The sequence below is a fragment of the Burkholderia sp. AU30280 genome (assembly GCF_020420125.1).
Lineage (GTDB): Bacteria > Pseudomonadota > Gammaproteobacteria > Burkholderiales > Burkholderiaceae > Burkholderia.
The window spans coordinates 535,093-558,916 of the sequence record NZ_JAIZRY010000003.1; the positions used below are offsets into that span (position 1 = coordinate 535,093).

A 23,824-nucleotide genomic window follows, 5' to 3' on the forward strand; every position below is an offset into this window, starting at 1 on the left:
AAGAACATGAAAGTACTGATCACCGGCGGCGCCGGCTTTCTCGGCCAGCGTCTCGCGCGCAAGCTGCTCGAGCGCGGCGAACTGGCCGGCCCCGACGGCCGCCGCGAGAAGATCGACGAGCTGGTGCTGCTCGACGTCGTCGCAGGCAGCGATTTCCGCGACGCACGCGTGACGTCGATCGTCGGCGACATCGCCGACCGCGCGGTGCTCGAAAGCGCGATCGACACGCACACCGGCGCGATCTTCCACCTCGCGGCGATCGTCAGCGGGCAGGCCGAAGCCGATTTCGATCTCGGCATGCGGATCAACCTCGACGCGTCGCGCACGCTGCTCGAAGTGTGCCGCGCGCGCGGCCACCAGCCGCGCGTCGTGTTCACGAGCTCCGTCGCGGTCTATGGCGGCACGCTGCCGGACATCGTGCAGGACGACACCGCGCTGAACCCGCAATCGTCGTACGGCGCCGAGAAGGCGATCGCCGAACTGCTGCTGTGCGACTACGCGCGGCGCGGCTTCGTCGATGGCCGCGTGCTGCGGTTGCCGACGATCAGCGTGCGGCCGGGCCGCCCGAACGCGGCTGCGTCGTCGTTCGCGAGCGGCATCATCCGCGAGCCGCTGAACGGTGAGGAAAGCGTGTGCCCGGTGCCGGGTTCGACGCGGCTGTGGCTGCTGTCGCCGCGCGGCGCGATCGAGGCGCTCGTCGCGGGCTGCGAGATCGACGGCGCGAAGCTCGGCAACAAACGCGTGATCAACCTGCCCGGCCTGTCGGTATCGGTCGACGAAATGATCGCGGCCCTGCGCGAAGTCGCGGGCGACGAAGTCGTGAAGCTGATCCGCCATGTGCCGGACGAGCGCGTCGAGAAGATCGTCGGCAGCTGGCCGGGCCGCTGGGATACGTCGCGTGCGGAAGCGCTCGGGCTGACGGGCGATACGTCGTTCGCGGACGTGATCCGCAGCCATCTCGCCGACGAACGGCGCTGATGCCCGCGCCGCCGGCCGCGCGGGCACCGGCGCCCCGGTCGCATCAACGCGGCCGGGCGGATTCCCCGATGGGCAACGGCGCGTGTTGCGTTCCGCCCGACCGGTTCGCCGAACCGGCCGCCCACTGCCACGCCAGCAGGCCCGGCAGATAAAACAGCAGGTCGCGCACGCGGCGGGCGCCGGCCAGCGCGAGACAGGTCGGCGGGTCGAACCCGAGCAGCCCGCCTATCAGCACGAACCCGCCCTCCTGCACGCCGAGGCCGCCCGGCATCAGGAACGCGATGCTGCTCACGAGCTGGATCAGCGCCTCGATCGCGAGCGCCTGCGCAAAGGTCGGCTGCGCGCCGAGGAAATACAGTGCCAGCCAGATTTCCAGCGCGTAGCCCACGAACTGCAGCGTCTGCCAGATCGCGAGATAGCGCACGACGATGCCGGTCCTTCTCCAGATCATCCGGATCGACTGATCGGTGCGCGCCGATTCCCCGACCAGCGCCACCACCTTGCCGCTCGTGACGCGGTTGAGCACGCGCATCGCGCGTTCGAACGGCCGCGCATGCTGCACCAGCGCGAACAGCAGCAGCACCGGCACCAGCGCGGCCATGCCGATCGCGAGATTCGCGGCCACCCGCGCCGCGTCGGACGACACATGCTCGAGCACGTAGCCGATCGCGACCAGCGCGAACACCAGCTGGCTGATCAGCGTCAACTGCATGTCGGCGACGAGGCTGGCGACGGCGGTTGCCGGCCGCACGCCCGCCTGCCGCAGCAGGCCGAACGACACGATCTCGCCGCCGATCCGCGCGACCGGCAACAAGCCGTTGATCGATTCGCGAATCCATACGAGCTTCAGCATCGTCGCGAACGACGGTCGGCGCGGGCCGCGGATCAGCATCCGCCAGTCCCACGCATTCGCCAGCATCGGCAGGATGTGGGCCAGTGCCGCGAGCAGCAGCCCCGCGCCGGCGGCCTGCAGGCGATGCAGGATTGCCAGCGGATGCTCGTGCCAGATCAGCCATACGGCGAGCGCGAGCCCGCCCAGCGCCGCCACCTGCCCCACATGGCGCAGGCGGGCGTCGCCTCGCGCGGCGTTTCGCTCCGCAGCATCCACGCCGGGGTTCGTCCGTGCCGTCATGATTCGCTCGCGGGCGACAGCAGGCCTTCCCGGTCGACGCGAAAGCGCGTGCCGCGCCACACGACATGCGACGAGAAAAAGCTCGACACGAACACGAAGAACTGCAGGAGATCGACGAACGGCAGCCACAGCGCACCGCGCAGGCCCGCGCCGGTCGCCCGGCTCGTTTTCAGCATCAGCAGCGTCCGCGCGCCAAGCGCCGAGGCCATCAGCCCGCACGCGGCGGTCGTGCCGCCGGAGAACATCAGCGCCAGCAAAGCAAGCGGCACCGGGTGCATCAACACCGAGCCGGCGTGACCGAGCCGGTCCGCCGCGCGGATCGTGCAGCTCCAGCGCAACTCGTGTGCGTACAACTGCGCGAACGTCTCCTCGACGCACGCATGCCCGACGACGAACGGCGGAACGACGACCTGCGCGCCCACCTGCCGCACCGCCTCGCCCAGCGCATGATCCTCGGCAAGGTGATGCGCGAAGCGCGTGAGCCCGCCGATGCGTTCGAGCGTCGCGCGCGTGATCGCAATCGTCTGGCCAAAGCAGGGCCGTGCGCGCCCGATGAAGAGTCCGGTAATGACGCCCGGCAGGAAATGGTAGTTCGTCATCGCGACGGCGACACCGGGCCAGAAGCCCGGCGATGCGATGCCGCGATACACGCTCGTCACGATGCCGACATCCGGCTGCTGCAGCGCGCCGACGACGGCGCGCAAATAATCGCGCTCGACCAGCACGTCGCTGTCGGCGAGACAGAGCACCGAATACTCCGCGTGTTCGAGCATGTTCACGAGATTGGCGACCTTGCGGTTCGGCCCGTACAGCCGCGCATCGGCGACGACCTTGATGTTCGCGTCAGGGTAGCGCGCACGCAGCGTCTCCACGGCCGCGAGGGCCTTGTCGTTCGCATCGTGCACGCCGAACAGGTGCTGGACCGGCGCCGGATAAGTCTGCACGAAGAAGCTTTCGAGATGCTGTACGAGCTGCCACTCGTCGCCGTGCAGCGGCTTCGCGACGGTGACGCCCGGATAATCGCGCGGCTCGGCCGCCGCCCGGGAAAAGAACCGGCCGACCAGCACGCTGGCCGTGATCGTGTATGCAATGCCCAGTAATACGCCCAGCCCGCAGACGATCGACATTGCCCCGGCCAGCGCGCTCAGCACATGCAGCAAAACCATGCTTCTCCCCAGTGGTGACCCATACGACCATGGCACCCGGAAGCCGCCGCGCGCACGCGGGTTCACCCGTGCGCGCCGCCGTATCGATTCCCGTGGAGCCGGATGTGAAGGACGACCAAGCGACGGTACGCGCAATCAGATGACACAACTACCGTGCGGCGATCGATTCCTGTCACGCGCACGTAGCCGCATGCGAGCGCGGCCCGGAACGCGACGTCGGCAAGCTTGCGGGCCAAAAGTATCGCGGTGGCGACCGCGATGACGACCCAGATGCGAAACGTCATCGTCGTGAAAAATGCTTCGGGTATGCGCCAGGCAAGCCACGACACCAGCACGAAACACTGAATGAACAGGCCGGCCGGCGCGGCGATCAGCAGGTGGGCGCGCCATCGCTCGATCGTCGAAGGTGCCATGGTGAAAGAATCTCCCGTGCGGGCGACCGATACAGATCTGAACGATTCAAAGGGGCGCGCGGGTCGGGATCAGGAAAAGCCGAAATCCAGCGGAGAACGATTGTGGCGACGCCTGCTTGACGTTTCGTCAAGAACGCGGCCGTAGAATCCACCCGACCCATACCGTCCCCGTCGTACGCCAGGCGTCTTCATGTCCACGCCCGCCCGATATGCTCGACTATCGCATGCGGCTGACGAGATGATCGCGGCGCCGCGCGAAGCGGCGCGCGATGACGGGCAGCGCAGCCGGTGCCCTTTTTCCACGTCGAGCGGCACGAACGGCTGCCGTACTGCCGTTCCGAGAACACGACGGCCTGAAGTCGCACAAGACCATATCGACACCTAGTTGCTGGTCTGCGCCGGCGTATCGGCGGCCGGTGCATGCGCTGCGGCAGCCGCCATCCGGGACCGGTCCTGCTCGGCAAGCTTCGCTTGCGCCGCCTGGATGTCCGCCGGATACTCGCCTTCGTCACCCTTCGCCGGGTCGTACCCGGCTGCTTCCAGACGCATCAATTCGTCGCGCACCTGCGCGCGCGTCAGCGGCGCGGCCGATTGCGCGAAGGTCGACTGACCGACGATCGCGCCAATTATCGTCAGTACTGCGATATAGGTTTTCATCATGAACTCCTTCAATGTTCCGTATCGATCAACCTGGTTGAATGCCTGACCTGCAAACGCAGGCGGCTGCGTCAGCTTCCGAAATAGATCGTGCAGAAGCTCGCGGGGCCAACGCATGCGGCAGAACCTTGACGCGGCGACATCGTCGCCGGCTTGCCCGCTTCGGATGACGCGGCCGGATCGCTGCCGACCGCCGTGCCGGCCTGATGCTGCGGCATCTGATCGACCTGCCGCTGGAACAGCGGGCTCACGTGCGGATACGACGTATCGGTCACGAAGCGCAGCCCGTTGTTTTCGGCATCGATCAGTTCCTGCCTGACCTGCGCGCGTGTCAATTCCTGTGCGGATGCTTGCGTCGCGATACCCGCGAGGGAAATCGCCGCCACCGCGGCGGCCACCAGCCAATGCGTGTTCATGTTCCACTCCTTGAGAAGTCAACGAGACGATGTGCTACACCCGTATGACGACGGAGCGCGTGCGTTTATTCCCGCGCGTCGCGCAGCCCGGATCACTCGGATCACTCGGCTTCTCCCGCGCCGGGAAGGCCCGGGACGGACGTTCATGAAACTGTCATTCTTTCGTCAGCCGGCGTAACCTGACGTAACGCAGCACCCGCTGCGCTTCGGGCAGACTGACGTCGCCCCCTACGGATCGCCCTTCGATCGACCATGTCCGTCGCTTACGACTATGCAGCCAGCCTGCTGCGCACGCTGTACGACCGCCATATCGACGGCGGCGCGGTGCTCGACACGGCCGCGTTTCCCGATGCCGAGCGTTTCGTCCGAGCCTGGACCGACATCCAGGCAGAGGCATTCGCCGTGGCGCGCGACATGCCGCGCATCCCGCGCTTTCACGAGATCATGCGCGAGCAGTACGACATCTCGGCCAACGACGCACGCGACTGGCGGATGTTCATCATGCAGGCGTACGGCCAACCGTTCCCGCGCAACCTGTCGCGCTGCCCGACCATTGCATCGATCATTGCGGCGTCGCCTGACGTGCTGTCCGCATCGCTGTCGTTCCTCGCGCCCGGCAAGCACGTTCCACCGCATCGCGGGCCGTTTCGCGGCATCCTGCGCGGCTATCTCGTGCTGTCGATGCCCAAGCGCGCGGACGGCACGCCGGCCGCCGTGCTGAAAATCGACGGCCACGAATACCGGCTCGAGGAAGGACGTTTCCTGCTGTGGGACGACACATTCATGCACGAGGTGTGGAACGACAGCGACGCCGTGCGGATCGTGCTGCTGCTCGATATCCGCCGGCGCGGGATGCCGCGCCTGCTCACGTGGCTGTCGAATGCGGTGATCGGCGTCGTGCGGCTCGGAATCAGGATTCGCGGGCGGTCGATTCCGGTCTAGTGCGTGTGACCGCCACGGATGCCCGTCACGCCATGCGCGGCGAATCGTCCTGCGCCAGCTCCGTCAGAATCGACGTCAGCGCGCGAATCCTGGGTTGCGTCGCGCGCGGCGACGGGTACACGAGAAAATAACCGAGACCGTTGTCCACGACATCGCCGAAGGGAGCAACCAGCGTCCCGGCCGCGAGCCGGTCCCGGGCCATGCGCGGGTCGCCGATCGCCACGCCGTGCCCCTGCTCGGCGGCAGTGAGCGTCAACTCGAGCGTGTCCAGTACGAGCCCGGTTTCCGGATCGACCGCCGTCGCGCCGACGGCAGCGAGCCAGGAGCGCCACTCTTCATGCCCGCGGGCGGGATGCAGCAAGGTGGCCTGCGCAAGGTCGGCGATCGATTTCAACGAAGCGGCCAGCGTGCCCGTACACATCGGCGTCAGCCGCTCTGCAAACAGCGGAACCGACACCATGCCGGCCCAGTGCCCGGCCCCGCGCACGACGATCGCGTCGACGTCGGTTCCGGCGAAATCCGGCGTGTCGTCCGCCGACGTCTGGATACGCAGTTCGGTCCGCGGGAGCGCGCGATTGATCGCCGGGAGACGCGGCAGCAGCCAGCGGATCGCGAAGGTCGACGGCAACCGCAGCGTGAGAACCGGCGCGACGCCGCCATGAGCCTCCGCGTGACGTGCCAGTCGCGTCAGGACGTCGACGGCCACCGTCAGCAGCGCGCCGCCTTCCGCGGTGAGCGCCAGCCCCGACGCTTGTCGCACGAACAGCGCGCACTTGTAATGCGCTTCCAGTTGCTGCACCTGACGGCTCACCGCACCCTGTGTCCTGCACAGGTGATCGGCGGCCCGGCTGAAACTGCCCAGTTCGGCGGCGGCGACGAATGCCTGGAACGCCGTCAACGGCGGCAGCGCCCGCGTGAGTTCGGCAAGCGGGTATGCACGGGCCGCATGCCCGGGTTGCGGATTTTTCGATTGTTCGGACATCGCTGCATCGCTATCGTGGTTGCGCCCGGTACGCATCGCCTGTCGCGGCCCGGCTCGTCAACAATCAGCGGAGAAAGAGAATGGTCTCGTCGTCGAAGGCACTATACACGCAGCAGGTCGACACCTACCTGAAGGCGCTCGAGCGCGGCGACGTCGAGTCGATCTGCGCGCTGTTCACGCCGGAAGCACGGATTTTTTCTCCGTTTCTCGGCTGGATGCAGCCGAAGCCGTTCTTCGAAAAGGTCGTTGCGGCATCCGGACAAAGCCGGATCACGGCGATCGACATCTGCGTCAGCGCGACCGGTGCACGACGGGCAACCGGTTACTTCGTCTACGACTGGGGGCTGAAGGACGGCACCGCCGTGCAATTCGAATGCGTCGACGTGTTCGAGTTCGACATCAACGGGCTCGTCGAGCGCATGGTCATCGTGTACGACACGCATCCGATCAGGGAGACGGTTGGCGACAAATATGCGTAGTACAACTGCCCGATAGCGGCGTGACACACCTGAGCGTCGGCTCCGTCGTTCCCGCAAGGGGACGCGGTGTCACGACACATGACACTGCGCGACATCCAGCCGATAGACGCCGCGTTTCGCCGCGCACCGGAACGGCGGGTCGATCGCCCGTATGTTCGTCAACTCCCAGCACACGTATCCGGCACGCCATTGCTTGCCTTGCGAGCGTGCTTCGTCGGGTGTCCAGTCGTGCACGCCCACGACGTCGACCAACGCGAGCGCAACGCCGTCCGGATCTTCCTGCCTGTCCTCGCGCGGATAGATCGTGTTCTGCACCAGCACGAGGTCGGTCAACGGGATGGCCGGTGGCGCCCAGGAGCGGATTTCGACCTGCTTGCGTCCCGCGAGAATGTCGTCGACGGCGGGCGTGACGATCGACAGGGCCAGTCGTGGCATGACGGATATTTCCTGCAGTCACTTTGCATTCGTCGCGTGGCCGTCAGGCGACCTCTCGGTCAGGACAGGCGTGCAGCCACGGTCGGGGCACGATTGTTGCGGATTTGCCGAATCCTGTCGACCGGGCACGGCGACAGCATTGTCCGGGTCGATGTCTTTCGACCCCGTTATGTCGCGGACGGCCTGCCGCCGGCATTTGGCGGCCCCGAAACGCCCGGCGGATCGCCTAAACTACAGACCGTCCCTTCGCCTATCGTCTGCCCCCGGTCATGGCGCACCTCTTCTTCGCCGCGTCGATCCAGCGGCATATCGAAACGCCCGAGCGCGACGTCGATGCCCGCACGGTCGGCGAGGCATTCGACATCGTTTTCAGCGAGCTGCCGCGCCTGCGCGGCTATATCCTCGACGACCAGGGTTCGCTGCGAAAGCACCTGTCGGTCTTCATCGACGGCCAGCCGATACGCGACCGGCAACGTCTGTCCGACCCGCTTGGAGACGCCAGCCGCGTTTATGTCGTGCAGGCGCTTTCCGGCGGGTAGGAAAGACGGATCCGCATTCGGGTTTTGCATGGCACCGCCAAGGACACGAGACATGAGCGATCGATTGCTAGTTGCCACCCGCAAGGGACTGTTCGTTCTGCAGCACGATGGCCACGGCGGCTGGTCGCTCGACGCGCCGCACTTCCCCGGCGAGCCGGTCAGCATGACGCTGGCCGATCCGCGCGACGGCACGCTGTACGCCGCGCTCAATCTCGGCCATTTCGGCGTGAAGCTGCATCGCCGGCGGGCGGGCGCGTCCGACTGGGAAGAGTGCGCCGTGCCCGTCTACCCGCCGCAACCGGCCGACGACGCGCCAGGGCGCAACGATACCGACGCGGCCACGAACGACGAGGACGATGCGCCGCCCGCGCCGCCGCGCGCCCCGTGGTCGCTTCAGCAGATCTGGTCGCTCGAAACCGGCGGCGCCGACGAGCCGGGCGTGCTGTGGGCCGGCACCATTCCCGGCGGGCTGTTCCGCTCCGACGACGGCGGCAGTTCCTGGGCGCTCAACCGGGCATTGTGGGATCGCCCGGAGCGCGCCGAATGGGGCGGCGGCGGATACGATGCGCCGGGCATCCATTCGGTGATGGTCGATCCGCGCGACAGCCGGCACGTGACGATCGGCATCTCGTGCGGCGGCGTCTGGCAGACCGCCGACGGCGGCGCGACATGGCGCGTGACCGCCGACGGCATGGAAGCCGACTACATGCCGCCCGAGCGGCGCGGCGAACCGAACATGCAGGACCCGCATCGCGTCGTGCAGTGCGCGGCCAGCCCGGACGTGCTGTGGACTCAGCATCACTGCGCGATCTTCCGCTCGACCGACGGCGCCGAGCACTGGAGGCGGATCGACGCGCAACCGTCGAGCTTCGGCTTCGCGGTAGCGGTACACCCGCACGAACCGGACACCGCGTGGTTCGTGCCCGCCGTAAAGGACGCGTGCCGGATTCCGGTGGACGGGCGATTCGTCGTCACGCGCACGCGCGACGGCGGACGCAGCTTCGAGCAATTCGCGAACGGGTTGCCGAGCGCGCCGGCGTACGATCTCGTGTATCGGCACGGGCTCGCGATCGATGACACCGGCACGCGCCTCGCGATGGGATCGACCACTGGCGGGTTATGGACGTCCGGTGACGGCGGCGAAAACTGGCGGTTGGTGTCGGCGCATTTGCCACCGGTTTATTGCGTCAGGTTCGGGTGACGGTGGGTGGGCGGACGGGTCGACGGCCCACTTCGGGGCGTCGAAGCCGATTCAGAGTGCAGTGGCCCGCTCGTCGGGGAACGGCGCATCCACAAGCAGCCCGACGTTGACGGGAGACGTACATGACAGCCACGCGCCGCTCCCTGGCGACGAAGCCCCCGCGAAACGCGCACACCTGCAAGCTGCCCGGCGCATGGCGCAGCCCGGCCGTCGCGCAGGTCGCGACGATACGCGACCGAAGCTGGCATTGCGACGCGACGCTCGCGAAGCCGATACGCATCGTGAAATGACCGGTGCGGCACCCGCCTGCGCCTGATGAGCGGTGCAAGCTTGCGTTCCCGCTCAGCCCCCTCCCCCCATCCGCCCCACCGCCTCCCGCGTCTGCGCAATCTCCGCCTCGAGCCAGTCCAGAAACGACCTGACCTGCGGCTCGCGCTCCCGCCCGGGCCGGCACAGCGCGACAAAACGCGCGCCCGCCATCCGCACCGACGGCTCGATCGGCGCCAATGCCCCATGCGCGACATGCTCGGCAGCCAGCACGGAGCTGAGCAGCGCGATGCCCTGCCCATGCAGTACCGCCTGCAACGCGTAGTGCTCGTCGTCGTAGTGGCGAAACACCGCGCGCTCGAGCCACGCTTCGCGTCCAGCCGCGCGACACCACGACGCCCAGTCGACCGACACCGGCAGCGGCGTATCCCACACGGTCTCGATCAGGTCGAGCGGCTCGTCCGTGCGATGCGCGTCGAACCCGGCCGCCGCATACGCGCCGAAATACTCGTCGATCAGCGCAATCTCGTGCAGCGCCGGAAACGTGCGCGACGTTGCGCGAATCGCGAGATCGATCCGCGCATCGCGTTCGAGATCCGCGAGCGTGTTGCCGGTTTCGACCTTGATGTGCAGGTGCGGATCGACACGACGAAACCGGCCGAGACGCGGAATCAGCCACATCGCGGCGAACGCGGGCGTGGTGGTCAGCACGAGCGTGCGCTCACCGGTCGCCTCGGGGCGCACCGCGTCGAGCCCGCGGCTCAATGCGAGCAGTGCCTCGTGACTCGCGCGAAACAGGCACTCGCCTTCGTCCGTGAGTCGCACACCGCTCGCACCGCGCTCGAACAGCAGCACGCCGAGCCGGCTTTCGAGCGACTTGATCTGGTGCGACACGGCGGCCGGCGTCACGGACAGTTCGTCCGCGGCGGCCTTGAATGTACCGAGCCGCGCCGACGACTCGAATACACGCAATGCAGTCAGGGGGATTTTCGAGAACACGGGGCCTCGCGGGCCGGATCGGGCCGGGTTGAATTCAATTGAATCGGGGTGAGATTAGGTGAATTGAAGCGGGCGTGCAACGCGAATAGCCTTGCGGGACGTCGCGGCACGGTGCCGCGGCGAGTGGCGTCCAACCGGAGCAACAACGTGCAAGGCCTACCGCGCAGGATCACGCAGGCGGTGCTCTACGAAGCGATCGCGATTTTCTGCATCTCGCCCGTGATCGCGGCGATCTTCAAGCAGGACCTCGTCTATTCGGGGGCGCTGTCGGCGACGATGTCGGCGATTGCGATGCTGTGGAACATGATCTTCAACGCACTGTTCGAGCGCTGGGAAGCGTCGCGCCGGCAGCCGTCACGCACGCTCGGGCGGCGGATCCTGCACGCGACCGGATTCGAAGGCGGTCTGATCTTCATCCTGGTGCCCGTCGTGTCGTGGTGGCTCGGCATCTCGTGGCTCGACGCGTTCGTCTTCGACATCGGGTTGTTCGCGTTCTTCTTCTGTTACGCGTTCGTATTCCAGTGGATGTTCGATCGGGTGTTCGACGTACCGGCGGCGACGAAGGGGCAATGAGCAACACGGCTCATATTGCGAGGAAAGGGCCTGGATATGCGCTGCCGCGCCACGAAACGCATCACCTGTTGATACAACAGTGGTTGGGACAGCCAGGGAGCAATGTTATCTCGGCACGTTTTGCGTTCTCATTGTCCTGAATACTCATGCGTTGATAGACATAACCATGAACGGCGTAGCGTTCCTGTTTCAATCCAAAATGCACCAGCAACCGTTGAGCGGACTCGGCTCGTCTGACAGACAGTTCGTCGGGTTCGATTTCGGCAGACTCGGCTACGCCGCTCACGGCTACCCCTTCTCGAATGGGAAACTGCGACAGCATTTTCGATACCCAGCTTTCCAGTCTCTTCACTTGCTCTACACTCACCGCTGCAGAATTCTGCCCGAACATAAGATCGAAATTTTGTCCTGGCAAGCTCTCAACCCCATCGCAAGCATACGAAGGTCCAGCCACAAACAATAAGAATGCTCCGCTAATCAAGCCAGATAACATATGCCGAGATGCTGTCTGCATTTTCAATTGCCATATCCGGGTTATTTTGGCCCCATTCGGGCAGAAAGCGCGTGATTCCGTACTTTGGGTCGCCTGCCCCGAACGTATCCGTGAAGTGAGTACACTCGTGGATGAGTGTCGACAACTTGGAAGTCGCTACCCGGCTTCGGTCACGAATCGTGCAAAATTCTTCGTGGATGCTGATTGTGCGCGTTGCAGTGTCTGGACCACATACGTGTGCAACGGTGCCAACATTCTTGTTGGTCGGCAAGCACCCAAGCGATCGATCCAGATCGGGGTGAGCCCTCAGAAAGTTTCCCGGACCTAGCGACCGCATAACTGCAAGGGTAGCCGTCAATCCCGTGACAAGACGGTGGCGAATCCCGTGGTCGCTCGCGCCGAACCACGTCCAGACGCGCCTACGCTCTTCCGGCGACCACTCGGCCAACCGCTCGAGCCGCTCCTTCACCAGGTCGGCGCCCTCGTCGCGCAGTTGCATCATCAGCCTTCTGAATTCCGCGTCGGTCATGGCCGGACAGATTGGCGGACCGTTGAGCGTCAGGAAAACCTTAAGCTTCGAACCCTGCACGGTGTTCGTCACAGCAGAATCGTGAACGCAAACGTATTCGTTACCGGGCATTGTCATTGTTCTCCATGACCTCGAGCCTCAGTTTTTCGGCGCGGCGCGTAGCTATACGCTGGGTGTTTCCCTCGAAATCCGTGACACCGCTGAAGACCCGACCCGAGGTTGTGTATATGCGGTACTGAACATGTACAAGCGGCCTACCGCTTCGCTCATCACACAAGACATACTGCTCGTCGTGCTCGTCGTTGGTCGCGAACGCTGATTCAGGGTGATTTCGGATCGGTTCAGTCAATGCATCCACCTGCCCTGCCGTGAATATCATCTTCATGCCGCGCTCGGCATAAAAGACGGGCGGCGGGTTGCATCCACAAACGTTGACGTCGCCACTCAACGCCCACGGTTTGCCGTTCGGCCCGGTTCCAGGCCATCGCGGCCCTTTCGACGCGATAAATCCGTTCTGCCCGCAAGCGGTACAGTAGGTTTTCATGCCCAGCGTAGCGATATGCACGCGCGGCGGCGGGTTGGAACAGGTGACGGTCGGCAGGCCTTCCGTGATCGTCGCACTGCCACCTCGGTCACCTTGGGCGAGGAAGTAGCGGATCATGCGCGATCCCGCCGTTCAATGCATGCGATTGCAAGCACGACGACCATCAGGCAACTGATGGTCTCGTTGCCCGGCCCGCCGCACCGGGCAGGTGAGCCGACGACAGTCGATGAATGCGCAAGTATTTTCTGCTTGTGCTGCATCCGGATTCCCCTTCGTGAAACTGATGCAATTGACTCCCACTAAAATGCACGATTCGGAAGGGGTTTTCAATCATACGAGTTCGAAATTCGGATAACTAATTTTCTTATACTTTCATCGCTCAATTTAAGCTCTGTTCGAACGGAGCACCGGGCCAGCATACGAAGAGCCCTGAACACGAGGAAAACGCGCGTTCGTATGTGCCGGCGACGGCGAAGGAGTCGTACGCTCACGCACCAGTGGCGATTTTTGGCAATTGCCAGCCGAAGCGCACCGCCGCCATCCGCACCGCAAAGCATGCAACACCGCCCAGCACGGCCGCGACGATCGGCGGACAACCGAGCCGCCTGCACGACACGACGCACACCGCGCCGAGCAGCGCCGCGCTCGCATAAATATCCGTGACCAGGACGACCGGCACCCGCGCGAGCAGGACATCGCGAACGACCCCGCCGCCACAGCCGGTCACGGCGCCCATCAGCGTCGCGATGAACGGGTGAACCCGGAATTCGAGCGCCTTCACCGCGCCCGCGACCGCGAACAACGCGAGGCCGGCCGCATCGAGCGTCGTGAGCAGCGATGGAGAAAACGCGGCGACCCGCTCATGAAACACGAACGCGAACAGACCTGAAGCGAACGCGAGCGCCGGATAGCGCCAGTCGCTCACAGCGCTCGGCGGCCGTGCGCCGATCAGCAGATCGCGGATTACGCCGCCGCCGAGTGCGACGACGAGCGACAACACCATGACCCCGAACAGGTCGAGTCCGGCACCGATCGCCGCATTGGCGCCCTCGATCGCGAACACCACCGTGCCCGCGAGATCGGCGGCAAGCACCACTTGCTCGATACGCTTCATGCGAAAGCGCCGTCGGGGTGCTGCGTCGTCCGGTGGCGGCCTGTGTCGACACAAGCGGACGTGCCGTTCAGCCGCCTGCCGTCTTTCTCTCGCCATCCGGATACATCACGCGTGTTGCGGATCATGGCCGTCTCCTCGATCGGGATCGAGCAGTCTAGCGCATCGGCCTCTTACCGACGGGTCGCGCGTGAAGCCAAACGCAAAAAGCCGGCGGAAACAGGATGCGCACCCTGCTTCCGCCGGCTCGAACGCTCGCCGGGCTTCCGGTCAGGACCGTGAAGCCCGGCGCACCTCGCTCAATGCACGCCGAGATAAGCCTTCACCGCCGGCAGGCCCGGCTTGCCGTCGAGCGTCGTCACGCCCGCGAGCCACTTGTCGAGCGCCTGCGGGTTCGCCTTCAGCCACTCGGCCGCCGCCTTGTTCGGATCTTCCTTGTTCATGATCGGCACCATCACATGGTTCTCGATCGACGTCGTGAACTGCAGGTTCGACACGAACTTCGCGACGTTCGGGCAGCGCTGCGAGTAGTCGGGCGGCGTCGCCGTCAGCACCTTCGCTTCGCCATAGTTCGGGCCGAACACGTCGTCGCCGCCGGTCAGGTAGTCGATCTTCATCTGCACGTTCATCGGATGCGGCTCCCAGCCCAGGAACACGATCCACTGCTTGTTGCGGATCGCGCGATTCACCTCGACCAGCATCCCGGCCTCGCTCGACTCGACCAGCTTGAACTTGCCGAGGCCGAACTGGTTGCCGTCGATCATCTTCTTGATCAGCGCATTGCCGTCGTTACCCGGTTCGATCCCGTAGAGCTTGCCGTTCAGCTTGTCCGCGTACTTTTGAATATCCGCGAACGACTTCAGGCCGCCCTGGTACACGTAGTCAGGCACCGCGAGCGTGTATTTCGCGCCGGTCAGGTTCGGCGTCGAGAGCACCTTGATCGTGCCGGCCTTCGTGAACGGCTGGATGATCGGGTCCATCGTCGGCGACCAGTAGCCGAGGAACACGTCGATCTGCTTGCTCTTGATGCCGGCGAACGTGATCGGCACCGAGGCGATCGTCTTCGTCGGGCTGTAGCCGAGCCCCTCCAGCATCGTCGACGCGAGGCCCGTGGTCGCCGCGATGTCGGACCAGCCGACGTCCGCGAAGCGCACGTTCTTGCACACGGGCGGATCGGCCGCATACACGGCCGACATCGGCGCGGTTACCCCGATCCCGCACACGGCTGCGATCAATAGGCGCTTCATCTTGCTTCTCCTCAAAGTGATGTCGTTTGCTTGAATGCGGGATCGTTTATTGAAGCCGCGCGCCGCGATCCCGGCGGCGGCGCGGACCATCGATTCGGTCAGCGCCCCGGCAACCGGCGCTCGTAGCTCGGCGCGTGGCCGAACTGCGCACGGTAGGCCTTGCTGAAATGGCATGGCGAATGAAAACCGCAGACCGTCGTCACGCGCGCGATCGACGCGTCGGTCGTGCGCAGCAGGTCGCGCGCGCGCTTCAAGCGCAGCGTCAGGTAATAGTGGGTGGGCGACACGTTCAGGTACACCTTGAACATGCGCTGCAGATGCCGCTGCGACAACCGCACGAGCCGCGCGAGCTCCTCGAGCGACAGCGGCTCCTCGATGTTCGCCTCCATCAACCGCACGACCTCGATCAGCTCCGCCCGCGAGAAGCCGACGCGCGCATCGACCGGAATCGGCTGCGTATCGGTCGAGCTGCGGATGCGCTCAAGGATGAACTGCTCGGAAACCTGCGCGGCCAGCTGCTGGCCGAACCGCGTGCCGACGAGGTTCAGCATCAGGTCGAGCGGCGCGGTGCCGCCGGTGCAGGTCAGCCGGTCGCGGTCGACGACGAACAATTCGTCGGCGAAACCAACGTGCGGAAACTCGGCATGCAACGCGGACAGGTTCTCCCAGTGCACGGTGCAGCGATAGCCGTCGAGCAACCCGCTCGACATCAGCGCATACGCGCCCGTGCAGATGCCGCCGAGCGGCAGGCCGCGTTCGGCGAGCGCCGCGAGCGTATCGCGCGCACCCTCGTCGACCACGTCGCGGATGTGGATGCCGCCGCACACGATCATCACGTCGGGCAGGTTCGTGTAGTCGAGCGCTTGCGTAGGCCGTACCGCGATGCCGTTGCTGGCGTGCACCGGGCGGCCGTCGAGCGAGTAGATCGACCACTGGTAGTGATCGGCGCGCCCGACGTAGTTCGCCATCCGAAGCACTTCGACGGCGCTCGAGAACGCGATCATCGAGAAGTTCGGCAGCGTCAGGAAGCCGAAATGGGCGAGGGACGAAACCGGTGAAACGCAGGCGGCGGGCGCGGCAGCGACGGCGGACGTCACATCGGTCTCCTGGCGAGGAGGTTGCAGGGGGCCAGCCCCGCGGCATATGCCGCGGAAGCCGTTGTTCATTTTTGGGTGAGCGGCCGGGGGCGCCGGCCGCCGGAGGTCAGGCCTGTGCGGGGGCGGCCTTCACGCGAAACAGCTGCTTGAGGCCCGAGAACAGCGGCGCCTTCACGGTGCCCGGGGCACGGCCGAAGCTTTCGGTGATGCGGTCGAGAATGATCGCGAGCAGCACGACCGACAAACCGCTTTCGAAACCGAGGCCGATGTCGAGGCGCTGGATACTGGCGAGCACGTCATTGCCGAGGCCGCCCGCGCCAACCATCGACGCGATGATCACCATCGACAGCGCCATCATGATCGTCTGGTTCACGCCCTGCATGATCGATGGCAGCGCATTCGGGAACTGCACCTTGTACAGCAACTGCCACGGCGTGCAGCCGAAGGCCTGGCCGGCTTCGACGATCTCGCGGTTCACGTGGCGGATACCGAGGCTCGTCAGTCGCACCGCAGGCGGCATCGCGAAGATCACCGTCGACAGGATCCCCGGCACGCGGCCGAGACCGAACAGCATGGCAGCCGGAATCAGGTAGACGAACGCGGGCATCGTCTGCATCAGGTCGAGGATCGGGCGCACGGTCGCGGCGACCCACTTGCTCTTCGCGGCCCAGATGCCCAGCGGGATGCCGAGCACGAGGCTGATGATCGTCGACGACAGCGTGAGGCCGAGCGTGATGACGGTCTGGTCCCAGAAGCCGGTCGCGAAGATCAGCAGCAGCGATGCGGTGGTGAACAGCGCGAAGCGCCAGCCCACCCGCCACAACCCGACGCCGATGAAGATGGCCATCATCATCCACATCGGGATCGCCTGCAGGCCGTGCTCGACGAATGCCGCGAGCCCCTCGATCGCCTGGCCGATCGTGTCGAACGTCTTGGCGTCGTGGTCGAGCAGATAGTGAACGGACTGGTCGACCCAGGTACCGAGCGGAATCATTTCAGACATGGGAACCTCGCGAACGCGTGATGGCCTTCAGGATGAGCGCACGATCGACCGAGCCGCAGTAGCAGCCGTCGTCGTCGACGACCGGCAGTGCATTCGGGCTCGCGACCACACGCGCGACGACATGTTCGAGCGACGCATCGCGCCGGATGCTTTCGATCGGCCGCACGGACGGCGTGGCCTGACCGATCGCATCGCGCGTGACGAAGCCGCGGATCTTGCGTTCGCCGTCGAGCACGAACGCGTATTCGGCACTGCCGTTCAGCGATGCCGCGACGTTCGCGGCATCGCACTTCGACATGGTCGGCACGGCGCCCGTCTGCATCAGGTCGCCGGCCGTCAGGTAGCGGCTGGTGTCGATGCCGTCGAAGAACGCGCGCACGTAATCGTCGGCCGGGTTCGCGATGATGTCCTGCGGCGTGCCGACCTGCACGAGACGGCCGCCCTCCATGATCGCGATGCGGTTGCCGATGCGCAGCGCTTCCTCCAGATCGTGCGACACGAACATGATCGTGCGGCGCTGTTCCTTCTGCAGTTGCAGCAGCACATCCTGCATTTCCCGGCGCTTGAGCGGATCGAGTGCGGAGAACGCCTCGTCCATGATCATCAGCGACGGGTTCACGGCCAGCGCGCGGGCGAGGCCGACGCGCTGCTGCATGCCGCCCGACAGCTCGGACGGCAGCTTCTGCGAAAACGGCGCGAGGCCGACCTGCTCGAGCACTTCCATCGCGCGGCGCTCGCGTTCCTTCCTGCTGACGCCCGCGACTTCCAGGCCGAACGCGGCATTCGACACCACGGAGCGGTGCGGCATCAGCGCGAACGACTGGAACACCATGCTCATGTCCTTGCGGCGCAGCGCGGTGAGCGCCGAGCGGCGCGCCGACGCAACGTCGAGCCCGTCGATCATCACTTTGCCCGCGCTCGGGTCGACGAGGCGGTTCACGAGGCGGATCAGCGTGGATTTGCCGGAGCCGGACAGGCCCATCAGCACGAAAATTTCGCCTTCCTGCACATCGAAGGAAACGTTGTGCACGCCGACGACCTGGCCGGTGCGCTTGAGCACGTCATCCTTCGTCGCACCGGCGGCGAGCATGTCGAGCGCCTGCTGCGGGTTACTTCCAAATACCTTGCACAGACCTTCGACTACGACCTTGGGGGCATCCATCGAAACCTTCTCCTCGTGTAGCGGGGACTCACGCGTGTCACTCAACGTGCCTACATAGTTGCCAGAAAAAACCCCGACCTGCCGACGAATTACGACAAACGCTTGCGCAAATACGACACGGCCTCCAGCCCCGCCGGGCGGCCCGCAGCACGCGGCGGCACCCGATTGCGGCGGCGCAATACGCGCAAGGCCAGCAACGACGGGCATCGCGCGCCTGACTTGTGCGCAGCAGCGCGGCGCATATCGCGTCGCGCCTTGCGCCAATTCGCATCGGGCACGCGTCGCTTTACGACAATTTCACGTCCGATCGCGCGCCGATCTGCTCAAACGAAAGCGCATCGCCTCCACCCGTAAAAAGCATGACCGTGCAAAAAGCCGCGCGACGACACCGGACGGCGCATGCCACGATACCGCGTCAACCCGGAAAATCCGCGACGACCGCTGTGATACATTCCCCGCCAACAGGCTGATCGCGACGCAGGCCGCCACGCGGCCACCATGGTCAGCAGCGCATGCCGGTTCGCCTGCCGGCCATGCCGATACCGCCTCGATCGGCACACATCCGATCGCAGGCCGATAACGATACGAGAGAGGGAGCAAGGCGAAATGAACTGGGCTTTTACCGCAATCGGCTTCATCGTGGGCGGGATTGCCGCATTGATCGGGAATTTCTCCGCCGTCTACGGCGCACTGCTCGGCGCCGCGATCGGGTTCTGCCTCGACAACACACGGCAGCAGCGCAAGCGCAAGGCCAAGGGCGCGACACCCGACACGTTCGCGATGCAGCCGCCGCCCGCCCAGCCGCCGGTTCCACTGGCCGAGCGCGTCGCGCGCCTTGAAGCGACCGTCGAGACGCTGACGCGCGAAGTCGCGTCGCTGCGCGGCCAGCTCGCCGGCGCGAAGGCCGGTTCGGCCACGACTGACGCGGCAGTGCACACACCCACCGGCACGGCCGCTGCATCTGTCCCGCCATCCGCACCCGCCACGCCTGCGGCCGCCCTGCCGCCGCGCGCGCCTGCCCAGCCGGCCGCCGCACCGGCGACCGCATCGGCGCCGGTTCCCGCGCCGGTTCGCGCCGCCACGCCTGCGCCGACACCGGCCGCCGCGATCCGCGCGAGCGAAATGCCGGCCGCCCCGGCTCCCGCACCGTCGGCGCCCCCCGCACCGCCCAAGCCGCGCGAACCCGACATCGCCGAGCGCGCATTCCGCGCCGCGCGCGACTGGCTACTCGGCGGCAACACGGTCGTGCGCGTCGGGATCATCGTGCTGTTCTTCGGCGTCGCGTTCCTGCTCAAGTACGCGGCCGACAACAACATGCTGCCGATCGAATTCCGCCTCGCGGGGACCGCGCTTGCCGCGGCCGCGCTGCTCGCGATCGGCTGGCGCGTGCGTGCGCGCCGCGCGGCGTACGGGCTCGTGCTGCAGGGCGGCGGTGTCGGCATCCTGTACCTGACGATCTTCGCCGCGACCAAGCTGTACGCGCTGCTGCCCGTCGGCGCCGCGTTCCCGCTGATGGTCGCGGTGTGCGCGCTGAGCGCGTTCCTCGCGGTGCGGCAGAACGCGCTGCCGCTCGCGTTCATGGGCACCGCGGGCGGCTTTCTCGCGCCGGTGCTGCTGTCGACCGGCCAGGGGAACCATGTCGCGCTGTTCAGCTACTACGCGCTGCTGAACGCGGGCATCTTCGCGATCGCCTGGTTCAAGGCGTGGCGTCCGCTGAACCTGCTCGGTTTCGTGTTCACGTTCACGATCGGCTCGGCGTGGGGCGTGACGGCCTACCGCCCCGCGCTGTTCGCGAGCACCGAGCCGTTCCTCATCCTGTTCTTCCTGATGTATGTCGGCATCGCGCTGCTGTATGCGGTGAAGCGCGAACTCGCGCTGCGGCACTACGTGGACGGCACGCTCGTGTTCGGCACGCCGATCGTCGCGACCGCGCTGCAGGCATCGCTCGTGAAGGACATGCCGTTCGGGCTCGCGTGGAGCGCCATCGCGCTGTCGGCGTTCTACGTCGCGGTCACCGCGTGGCTCGCGCGGCGCCGCGACCGCCTCGCGCTGCTGTTCGAATCCACGCTCGCGCTCGCGGTGATCTTCGCGACGCTGGCCGTGCCGCTCGCGTTCTCGGGCCCGACGACCAGCGCGGCGTGGGCGATCGAAGGCGCGGCCGTCGTCTGGCTCGGCGTGCGCGAGAAGCGCATGCTGCGGTTCGGCTTCGGCCTGCTGATGCAGGTTGCCGCGGCCGGCGCGTTCTTCACGAGCCTGCTCGGGCCGGCCGACGCCGCCGCGCTGCCGGTGCTCAACAGCCCGTACATCGCGATGCTGCTGATCGCGCTCGCCGGCCTGTTCACCGGCTGGTGGCTGCACGGGCGCGGCGAAGCGCGCGCGTGGCGTGCATGGATGCCCGAGATCGGTGCCGCCGCCGCCGCGTGGGGGCTGCTGTGGTGGGTGAGCGGCGGCCTGCACGAGATCCTCGTGTACGCGAGCCGTCACGTCGACCTGCATGCCGACCGCTTCGTCGTCGATACGACTGCGCTGTTCGCGGCCGGCACCGCGTGGCTCGCGCATGTCGCGCGCCGCCGGCTCGCGTGGCCGCTCGCCGAATGGCCCGCACTCGCGCTGACGCCGGTACTGGCGCTGCTCGCGCTGCGTGCGTTCGATGCACACGAAGCGCCGCTGTCGGGGATGGGCGCGTTCGCATGGCCGGTCGCCGTCGGCGCGGGCCTTGCGCTGCTGTGGCGCCAGTCGCGCGGCACGGCAGGCGCCGATGCCGTGAAAGGCGCGGCGCCCGGCGTCGCGCAATCCATTTCGGCAGGCATCGTCGCGCCGCTGCATACGCTGATGTTCTGGACCGTGTGCGGGCTGCTGTCGCTCGAAGGCTTCTGGCGCCTGCGCGCGTACGTGCCCGAAGGCGCGTGGAGCTGGAGCGCGTGGGCCTACGGCTTCGGTGCGCTGCTCCTGCTGGTGTCGGGCCCCGGCTCGCGGCTGCGCTGGCCCGTCGCGGCGTTTCCGCGTGCGTACCAGGTGTGGGGCGCGGCACCGCTCGCCGCGCTGCTGTGGCTGTGGAGCCTCGCCAGCGTGATCAGCGACGGCAATGCGGCGCCGCTCTTCTGGCTGCCGCTGCTCAACCCGCTCGACATCGCGCAGTGCCTGGTGTTCGTCGCGTTCGCCGTGTGGCTGCGCCGGCTGCGGACGCTCGGCATCGCGTGGCATCCGCGCGTCGTCGACTACGCGGCCATCGCCACCGTGTTCCTGTGGTTCAACGCACTGATGCTGCGCACGCTGCATCAGCGCTTCCACCTGGTCTACGACATCGATACCGTGCTGTCGTCGTTCGGCATCCAGCAGGTGTTCATGGTCGGCTGGAGCCTGTTTGCGTTCGCCGGGATGTGGCTGACGCGTCGCGACGGCATCGCCCGCGTGTGCGCGCTTGCATCGCTGCCGCTCATCGTCGTGATGTGGGTGTGGACCTTCTACGCGAACTTCACGCAGGACGGCGGAAGCTGGGCGCGCGTGCCGCTCTTCAACCCGCTCGACCTCGTGCTCGTGGTGGTCTACGCACTCGCCGCGTCGTGGTTCGTGCGCGCAAGCAAGCTCGGCTGGTCGTTCGGCAAATATCGCGTCGAGCTGCTGAGTGCGGCCGGTGCGACCGCGTTCCTGTGGCTGAACGCGATCCTGCTGCGCACGCTGCATCACTGGGCCGGCGTCCCTTATGAACTCGGCGCGATGGCGGAATCGACGCTCGTGCAGGCGTCGGTGTCCGTGTACTGGACGCTCTGCGCGCTCGCGATCACGATCTGGGCCACACGCCGCGGGCTGCGTCCGCTGTGGTTCGTCGGCGCCGCGCTGCTCGCGCTCACGGTCGTCAAGCTGTTCCTGTTCGACTTGTCGCACGTCACCGGCATCGAGCGCATCGTGTCGTTCATCGGCATCGGCGTGCTGCTGCTGTTGATCGGCTATTTCTCGCCGCTGCCGCCGAAGGCCGCCGCGCAGCAGGACGACAACGCATGAAACGACTCGCCGCCCTGCTCGGATTGAGCCTGCTCGCGTCGTTCGCGGCCGCCGACGGCACGCCGGGCGCCGGGCACGTCGCGCAGCGCTTCTCGCTCGACCTCGACGGCGCCGCCGCTTATTACCAGCTCACCGTGCCGCAGCCCGTCTACGCGGCGAGCCGGCGCGACGATCTCGGCGACGTGCGTATCTTCAACGGCGCGGGCGAACCGGTGCCGTATTCGCTCGACGCACCCGCGGCCGCCGCGCCCGCCGTCCCGCCGAAACGCACGCCGGTGCACTGGTTTCCGTTGCCGCCCGCCCGCACCGACAACGGCAACGCGCCGCTCGGCGTGACGGTCGGCCCGGACGGCGCGCTGCGCGCAGGCGTCGCCGCACCGGTGCGCGCGAAGCACGGCGCGGATCTCGTCGACCTGTCGCGTGCGGACGGCGACATCGACGCGCTGCTGGTGCACGTGGGCGACGACAGCTACCAGGGGCGTGTCGCCGTCGAAGCCAGCGACGACCTGCGTAGCTGGCGATCGCTCGGCAGCACGCAGTTGCTGAAGGTCGGCCACGGCGACACCATGCTGGTGCAGGAACGCATCGCACTCGAAGGCGCGGCGCCGCGCTACCTGCGGCTCGACTGGCTCGACGGCGCGCCCGCGGTGACGTCGATCGACGTCGAGACGCACCCTAGCGATGCGCGCGGGACCGACACCGCGTCCGTCCCGCGCCAATGGCGCGACGCCGTGCGGGTGCGGGCCGGCGGCTCGCCCGGCGAGTACCTGTTCGACACCGATGGCGCGTATCCGGTCGACCGCGTGCGGATCGACCTGCCGCAGCCGAACACCGTCGCGCGGGCGACACTGCAGAGCCGCGCCGACGCGCAGGCGCCGTGGCGCGACGTTGCGGGCGCCGTGCTGTTCCGGCTGCAGGGCAAGGCCGGCGAGCAGCGCAATCCGCCGCTCGAATTCGTGGCGAATACGGATCGCGCGTGGCGGATCGTCGTCGACATGCGCAACGGCGGATTCGGCGGTGGCCAGCCGGCCGTCGCGATCGGCTGGCATCCGGCCTCGCTGACGTTCGTCGCGCGCGGCACGCCGCCGTTTACGCTCGGCGTCGGTGACGCGTCGCTCGCATCGTCGGCCGTGAGCCGCGACGCGTTGCTGGTCGGCATGGCGCCCGAAGTACGGCCGGCGCGCGTCGGCCCGGCGTTGCCGGTATCGGCGGTCGCGCCGGCGCCGGCGGCCGATACGGACGCACCGCGCCGCTACGTGCTGTGGGGCGCGCTGGTCGTCGCGGTCGGCGTGCTCGGCACGATTGCATGGCGCCTCGCGAAAGGCGGTGGCGATGCACGCGGCCGCGACGAGTAACGACGCGCGGTCATGCGCGCCCCCGTCGCCCGTCTTTACGCGCCGTTTATCCCGCGTGCCGGATTCTTTCGACGGTCGCAATGCATAACTGCGTACAGTCGT

General features: G+C 66.7%; 24 protein-coding genes and 1 pseudogene. 9 read left to right on the top strand and 16 right to left on the bottom strand.

The genetic code is table 11. The features are described from left to right. Nucleotides 1-6: 6 nt before the first annotated feature. Nucleotides 7-978, top strand: coding sequence for a D-erythronate dehydrogenase (denD, locus tag LGN17_RS09840; RefSeq protein ID WP_226196279.1), 972 nt, complete (start codon nucleotides 7-9; stop codon nucleotides 976-978). A 43-nt stretch (nucleotides 979-1,021) separates the two neighbouring features. Here denD and LGN17_RS09845 read toward each other — a convergent pair whose 3' ends face one another. The 5 genes from LGN17_RS09845 to LGN17_RS09865 all read right to left on the bottom strand — a co-directional run bounded on the left by LGN17_RS09845 (nucleotide 1,022) and on the right by LGN17_RS09865 (nucleotide 4,762). Then, nucleotides 1,022-2,110 carry a lysylphosphatidylglycerol synthase domain-containing protein gene (locus LGN17_RS09845; RefSeq protein ID WP_226196281.1) on the bottom strand — a complete coding sequence of 363 codons (1,089 nt, stop codon included), beginning with the start codon at nucleotides 2,108-2,110 and terminating at the stop codon, nucleotides 1,022-1,024. Then, a complete protein-coding gene (gene hpnI, locus LGN17_RS09850; RefSeq protein ID WP_226196283.1) occupies nucleotides 2,107-3,276 on the bottom strand; it encodes a bacteriohopanetetrol glucosamine biosynthesis glycosyltransferase HpnI in 1,170 nt (389 codons plus the stop codon). Before hpnI ends, LGN17_RS09845 begins: the two co-directional genes overlap by 4 nt. Nucleotides 3,277-3,338: 62 nt before the next feature. Then, entirely contained in the window at nucleotides 3,339-3,689 is a 351-nt protein-coding gene (locus tag LGN17_RS09855; protein WP_226196284.1) for a hypothetical protein, read from the bottom strand. A gap of 381 nt (nucleotides 3,690-4,070) precedes the next feature. Further along, the gene (locus tag LGN17_RS09860; RefSeq protein WP_226196285.1) at nucleotides 4,071-4,346 is read right to left on the bottom strand and encodes a DUF4148 domain-containing protein; all 276 of its coding nucleotides are present in this window, start codon (nucleotides 4,344-4,346) and stop codon (nucleotides 4,071-4,073) included. A gap of 71 nt (nucleotides 4,347-4,417) precedes the next feature. Further along, on the bottom strand, nucleotides 4,418-4,762 hold the full coding sequence (locus tag LGN17_RS09865) for a DUF4148 domain-containing protein (RefSeq protein ID WP_226196287.1): 345 nt from the start codon (nucleotides 4,760-4,762) through the stop codon (nucleotides 4,418-4,420). Between the two features lie 252 nt (nucleotides 4,763-5,014). Between LGN17_RS09865 and LGN17_RS09870 the strand changes: the two genes are divergently transcribed. Further along, a complete protein-coding gene (locus LGN17_RS09870; protein ID WP_226196289.1) occupies nucleotides 5,015-5,704 on the top strand; it encodes an aspartyl/asparaginyl beta-hydroxylase domain-containing protein in 690 nt (229 codons plus the stop codon). 25 nt (nucleotides 5,705-5,729) lie between these two features. On the opposite strand, the gene LGN17_RS09875 is transcribed toward LGN17_RS09870, so the two are convergent. Continuing rightward, nucleotides 5,730-6,686, bottom strand: coding sequence for a LysR substrate-binding domain-containing protein (locus LGN17_RS09875; protein WP_226196292.1), 957 nt, complete (start codon nucleotides 6,684-6,686; stop codon nucleotides 5,730-5,732). 80 nt (nucleotides 6,687-6,766) lie between these two features. Here LGN17_RS09875 and LGN17_RS09880 point away from each other — a divergent pair, with 80 nt between their 5' ends. Continuing rightward, nucleotides 6,767-7,165 (top strand): nuclear transport factor 2 family protein, encoded by a 399-nt coding sequence (locus LGN17_RS09880; RefSeq protein ID WP_226196295.1) that lies wholly within the window; start codon nucleotides 6,767-6,769, stop codon nucleotides 7,163-7,165. A 69-nt stretch (nucleotides 7,166-7,234) separates the two neighbouring features. On the opposite strand, the gene LGN17_RS09885 is transcribed toward LGN17_RS09880, so the two are convergent. Beyond that, the gene (locus LGN17_RS09885; RefSeq protein ID WP_226196296.1) at nucleotides 7,235-7,600 is read right to left on the bottom strand and encodes an ASCH domain-containing protein; all 366 of its coding nucleotides are present in this window, start codon (nucleotides 7,598-7,600) and stop codon (nucleotides 7,235-7,237) included. Nucleotides 7,601-7,869: 269 nt separating this feature from the next. Here LGN17_RS09885 and LGN17_RS09890 point away from each other — a divergent pair, with 269 nt between their 5' ends. From LGN17_RS09890 to LGN17_RS09900, 3 genes are all read left to right on the top strand, one after another. Then, on the top strand, nucleotides 7,870-8,139 hold the full coding sequence (locus tag LGN17_RS09890) for a MoaD/ThiS family protein (protein WP_226196300.1): 270 nt from the start codon (nucleotides 7,870-7,872) through the stop codon (nucleotides 8,137-8,139). A gap of 52 nt (nucleotides 8,140-8,191) precedes the next feature. Continuing rightward, nucleotides 8,192-9,340, top strand: coding sequence for a WD40/YVTN/BNR-like repeat-containing protein (locus LGN17_RS09895; protein WP_226196303.1), 1,149 nt, complete (start codon nucleotides 8,192-8,194; stop codon nucleotides 9,338-9,340). 122 nt (nucleotides 9,341-9,462) lie between these two features. Next, nucleotides 9,463-9,630, top strand: a complete 168-nt coding sequence (locus tag LGN17_RS09900) for a hypothetical protein (RefSeq protein ID WP_226196305.1) — start codon at nucleotides 9,463-9,465, stop codon at nucleotides 9,628-9,630. Between the two features lie 52 nt (nucleotides 9,631-9,682). Here LGN17_RS09900 and LGN17_RS09905 read toward each other — a convergent pair whose 3' ends face one another. Further along, nucleotides 9,683-10,606, bottom strand: a complete 924-nt coding sequence (locus tag LGN17_RS09905) for a LysR substrate-binding domain-containing protein (RefSeq protein WP_226196307.1) — start codon at nucleotides 10,604-10,606, stop codon at nucleotides 9,683-9,685. Nucleotides 10,607-10,753: 147 nt separating this feature from the next. Between LGN17_RS09905 and LGN17_RS09910 the strand changes: the two genes are divergently transcribed. Next, a complete protein-coding gene (locus LGN17_RS09910) occupies nucleotides 10,754-11,179 on the top strand; it encodes a PACE efflux transporter (RefSeq protein WP_226196310.1) in 426 nt (141 codons plus the stop codon). Between the two features lie 61 nt (nucleotides 11,180-11,240). Here LGN17_RS09910 and LGN17_RS09915 read toward each other — a convergent pair whose 3' ends face one another. From LGN17_RS09915 to LGN17_RS09950, 8 genes and pseudogenes are all read right to left on the bottom strand, one after another. Further along, the gene (locus LGN17_RS09915; protein ID WP_226196313.1) at nucleotides 11,241-11,699 is read right to left on the bottom strand and encodes an OmpA family protein; all 459 of its coding nucleotides are present in this window, start codon (nucleotides 11,697-11,699) and stop codon (nucleotides 11,241-11,243) included. Further along, nucleotides 11,653-12,273, bottom strand: a complete 621-nt coding sequence (locus tag LGN17_RS09920; protein WP_226196316.1) for a M35 family metallo-endopeptidase — start codon at nucleotides 12,271-12,273, stop codon at nucleotides 11,653-11,655. The genes LGN17_RS09915 and LGN17_RS09920 overlap by 47 nt, the downstream gene beginning before the upstream one ends. A gap of 28 nt (nucleotides 12,274-12,301) precedes the next feature. After that, the gene (locus tag LGN17_RS09925; protein WP_226196318.1) at nucleotides 12,302-12,862 is read right to left on the bottom strand and encodes a PAAR domain-containing protein; all 561 of its coding nucleotides are present in this window, start codon (nucleotides 12,860-12,862) and stop codon (nucleotides 12,302-12,304) included. Nucleotides 12,863-13,232: 370 nt separating this feature from the next. Further along, the gene (locus LGN17_RS09930) at nucleotides 13,233-13,859 is read right to left on the bottom strand and encodes a trimeric intracellular cation channel family protein (RefSeq protein WP_226196320.1); all 627 of its coding nucleotides are present in this window, start codon (nucleotides 13,857-13,859) and stop codon (nucleotides 13,233-13,235) included. A 296-nt stretch (nucleotides 13,860-14,155) separates the two neighbouring features. Next, nucleotides 14,156-15,103 (bottom strand): choline ABC transporter substrate-binding protein, encoded by a 948-nt coding sequence (locus LGN17_RS09935; RefSeq protein WP_175954746.1) that lies wholly within the window; start codon nucleotides 15,101-15,103, stop codon nucleotides 14,156-14,158. A 98-nt stretch (nucleotides 15,104-15,201) separates the two neighbouring features. Next, the gene (locus LGN17_RS09940; RefSeq protein ID WP_226196322.1) at nucleotides 15,202-16,200 is read right to left on the bottom strand and encodes a GlxA family transcriptional regulator; all 999 of its coding nucleotides are present in this window, start codon (nucleotides 16,198-16,200) and stop codon (nucleotides 15,202-15,204) included. A 106-nt stretch (nucleotides 16,201-16,306) separates the two neighbouring features. Beyond that, complete coding sequence (gene choW / locus LGN17_RS09945) at nucleotides 16,307-17,203, bottom strand: choline ABC transporter permease subunit (RefSeq protein WP_175954750.1); 897 nt, start codon at nucleotides 17,201-17,203, stop codon at nucleotides 16,307-16,309. Then, a pseudogene (locus tag LGN17_RS09950) lies at nucleotides 17,196-18,649 on the bottom strand (quaternary amine ABC transporter ATP-binding protein); the annotation flags it as partial. The gene choW and the pseudogene LGN17_RS09950, both read right to left, overlap by 8 nt. A 322-nt stretch (nucleotides 18,650-18,971) precedes the next feature. On the opposite strand from LGN17_RS09950, the gene LGN17_RS09955 reads away from it, so the two are divergent. Both LGN17_RS09955 and LGN17_RS09960 read left to right on the top strand, forming a co-directional pair. Further along, nucleotides 18,972-22,367 carry a DUF2339 domain-containing protein gene (locus tag LGN17_RS09955; RefSeq protein WP_226196323.1) on the top strand — a complete coding sequence of 1,132 codons (3,396 nt, stop codon included), beginning with the start codon at nucleotides 18,972-18,974 and terminating at the stop codon, nucleotides 22,365-22,367. Next, nucleotides 22,364-23,722 carry a DUF3999 domain-containing protein gene (locus tag LGN17_RS09960; RefSeq protein ID WP_226196325.1) on the top strand — a complete coding sequence of 453 codons (1,359 nt, stop codon included), beginning with the start codon at nucleotides 22,364-22,366 and terminating at the stop codon, nucleotides 23,720-23,722. The genes LGN17_RS09955 and LGN17_RS09960 overlap by 4 nt, the downstream gene beginning before the upstream one ends. Nucleotides 23,723-23,824: the final 102 nt, after the last annotated feature.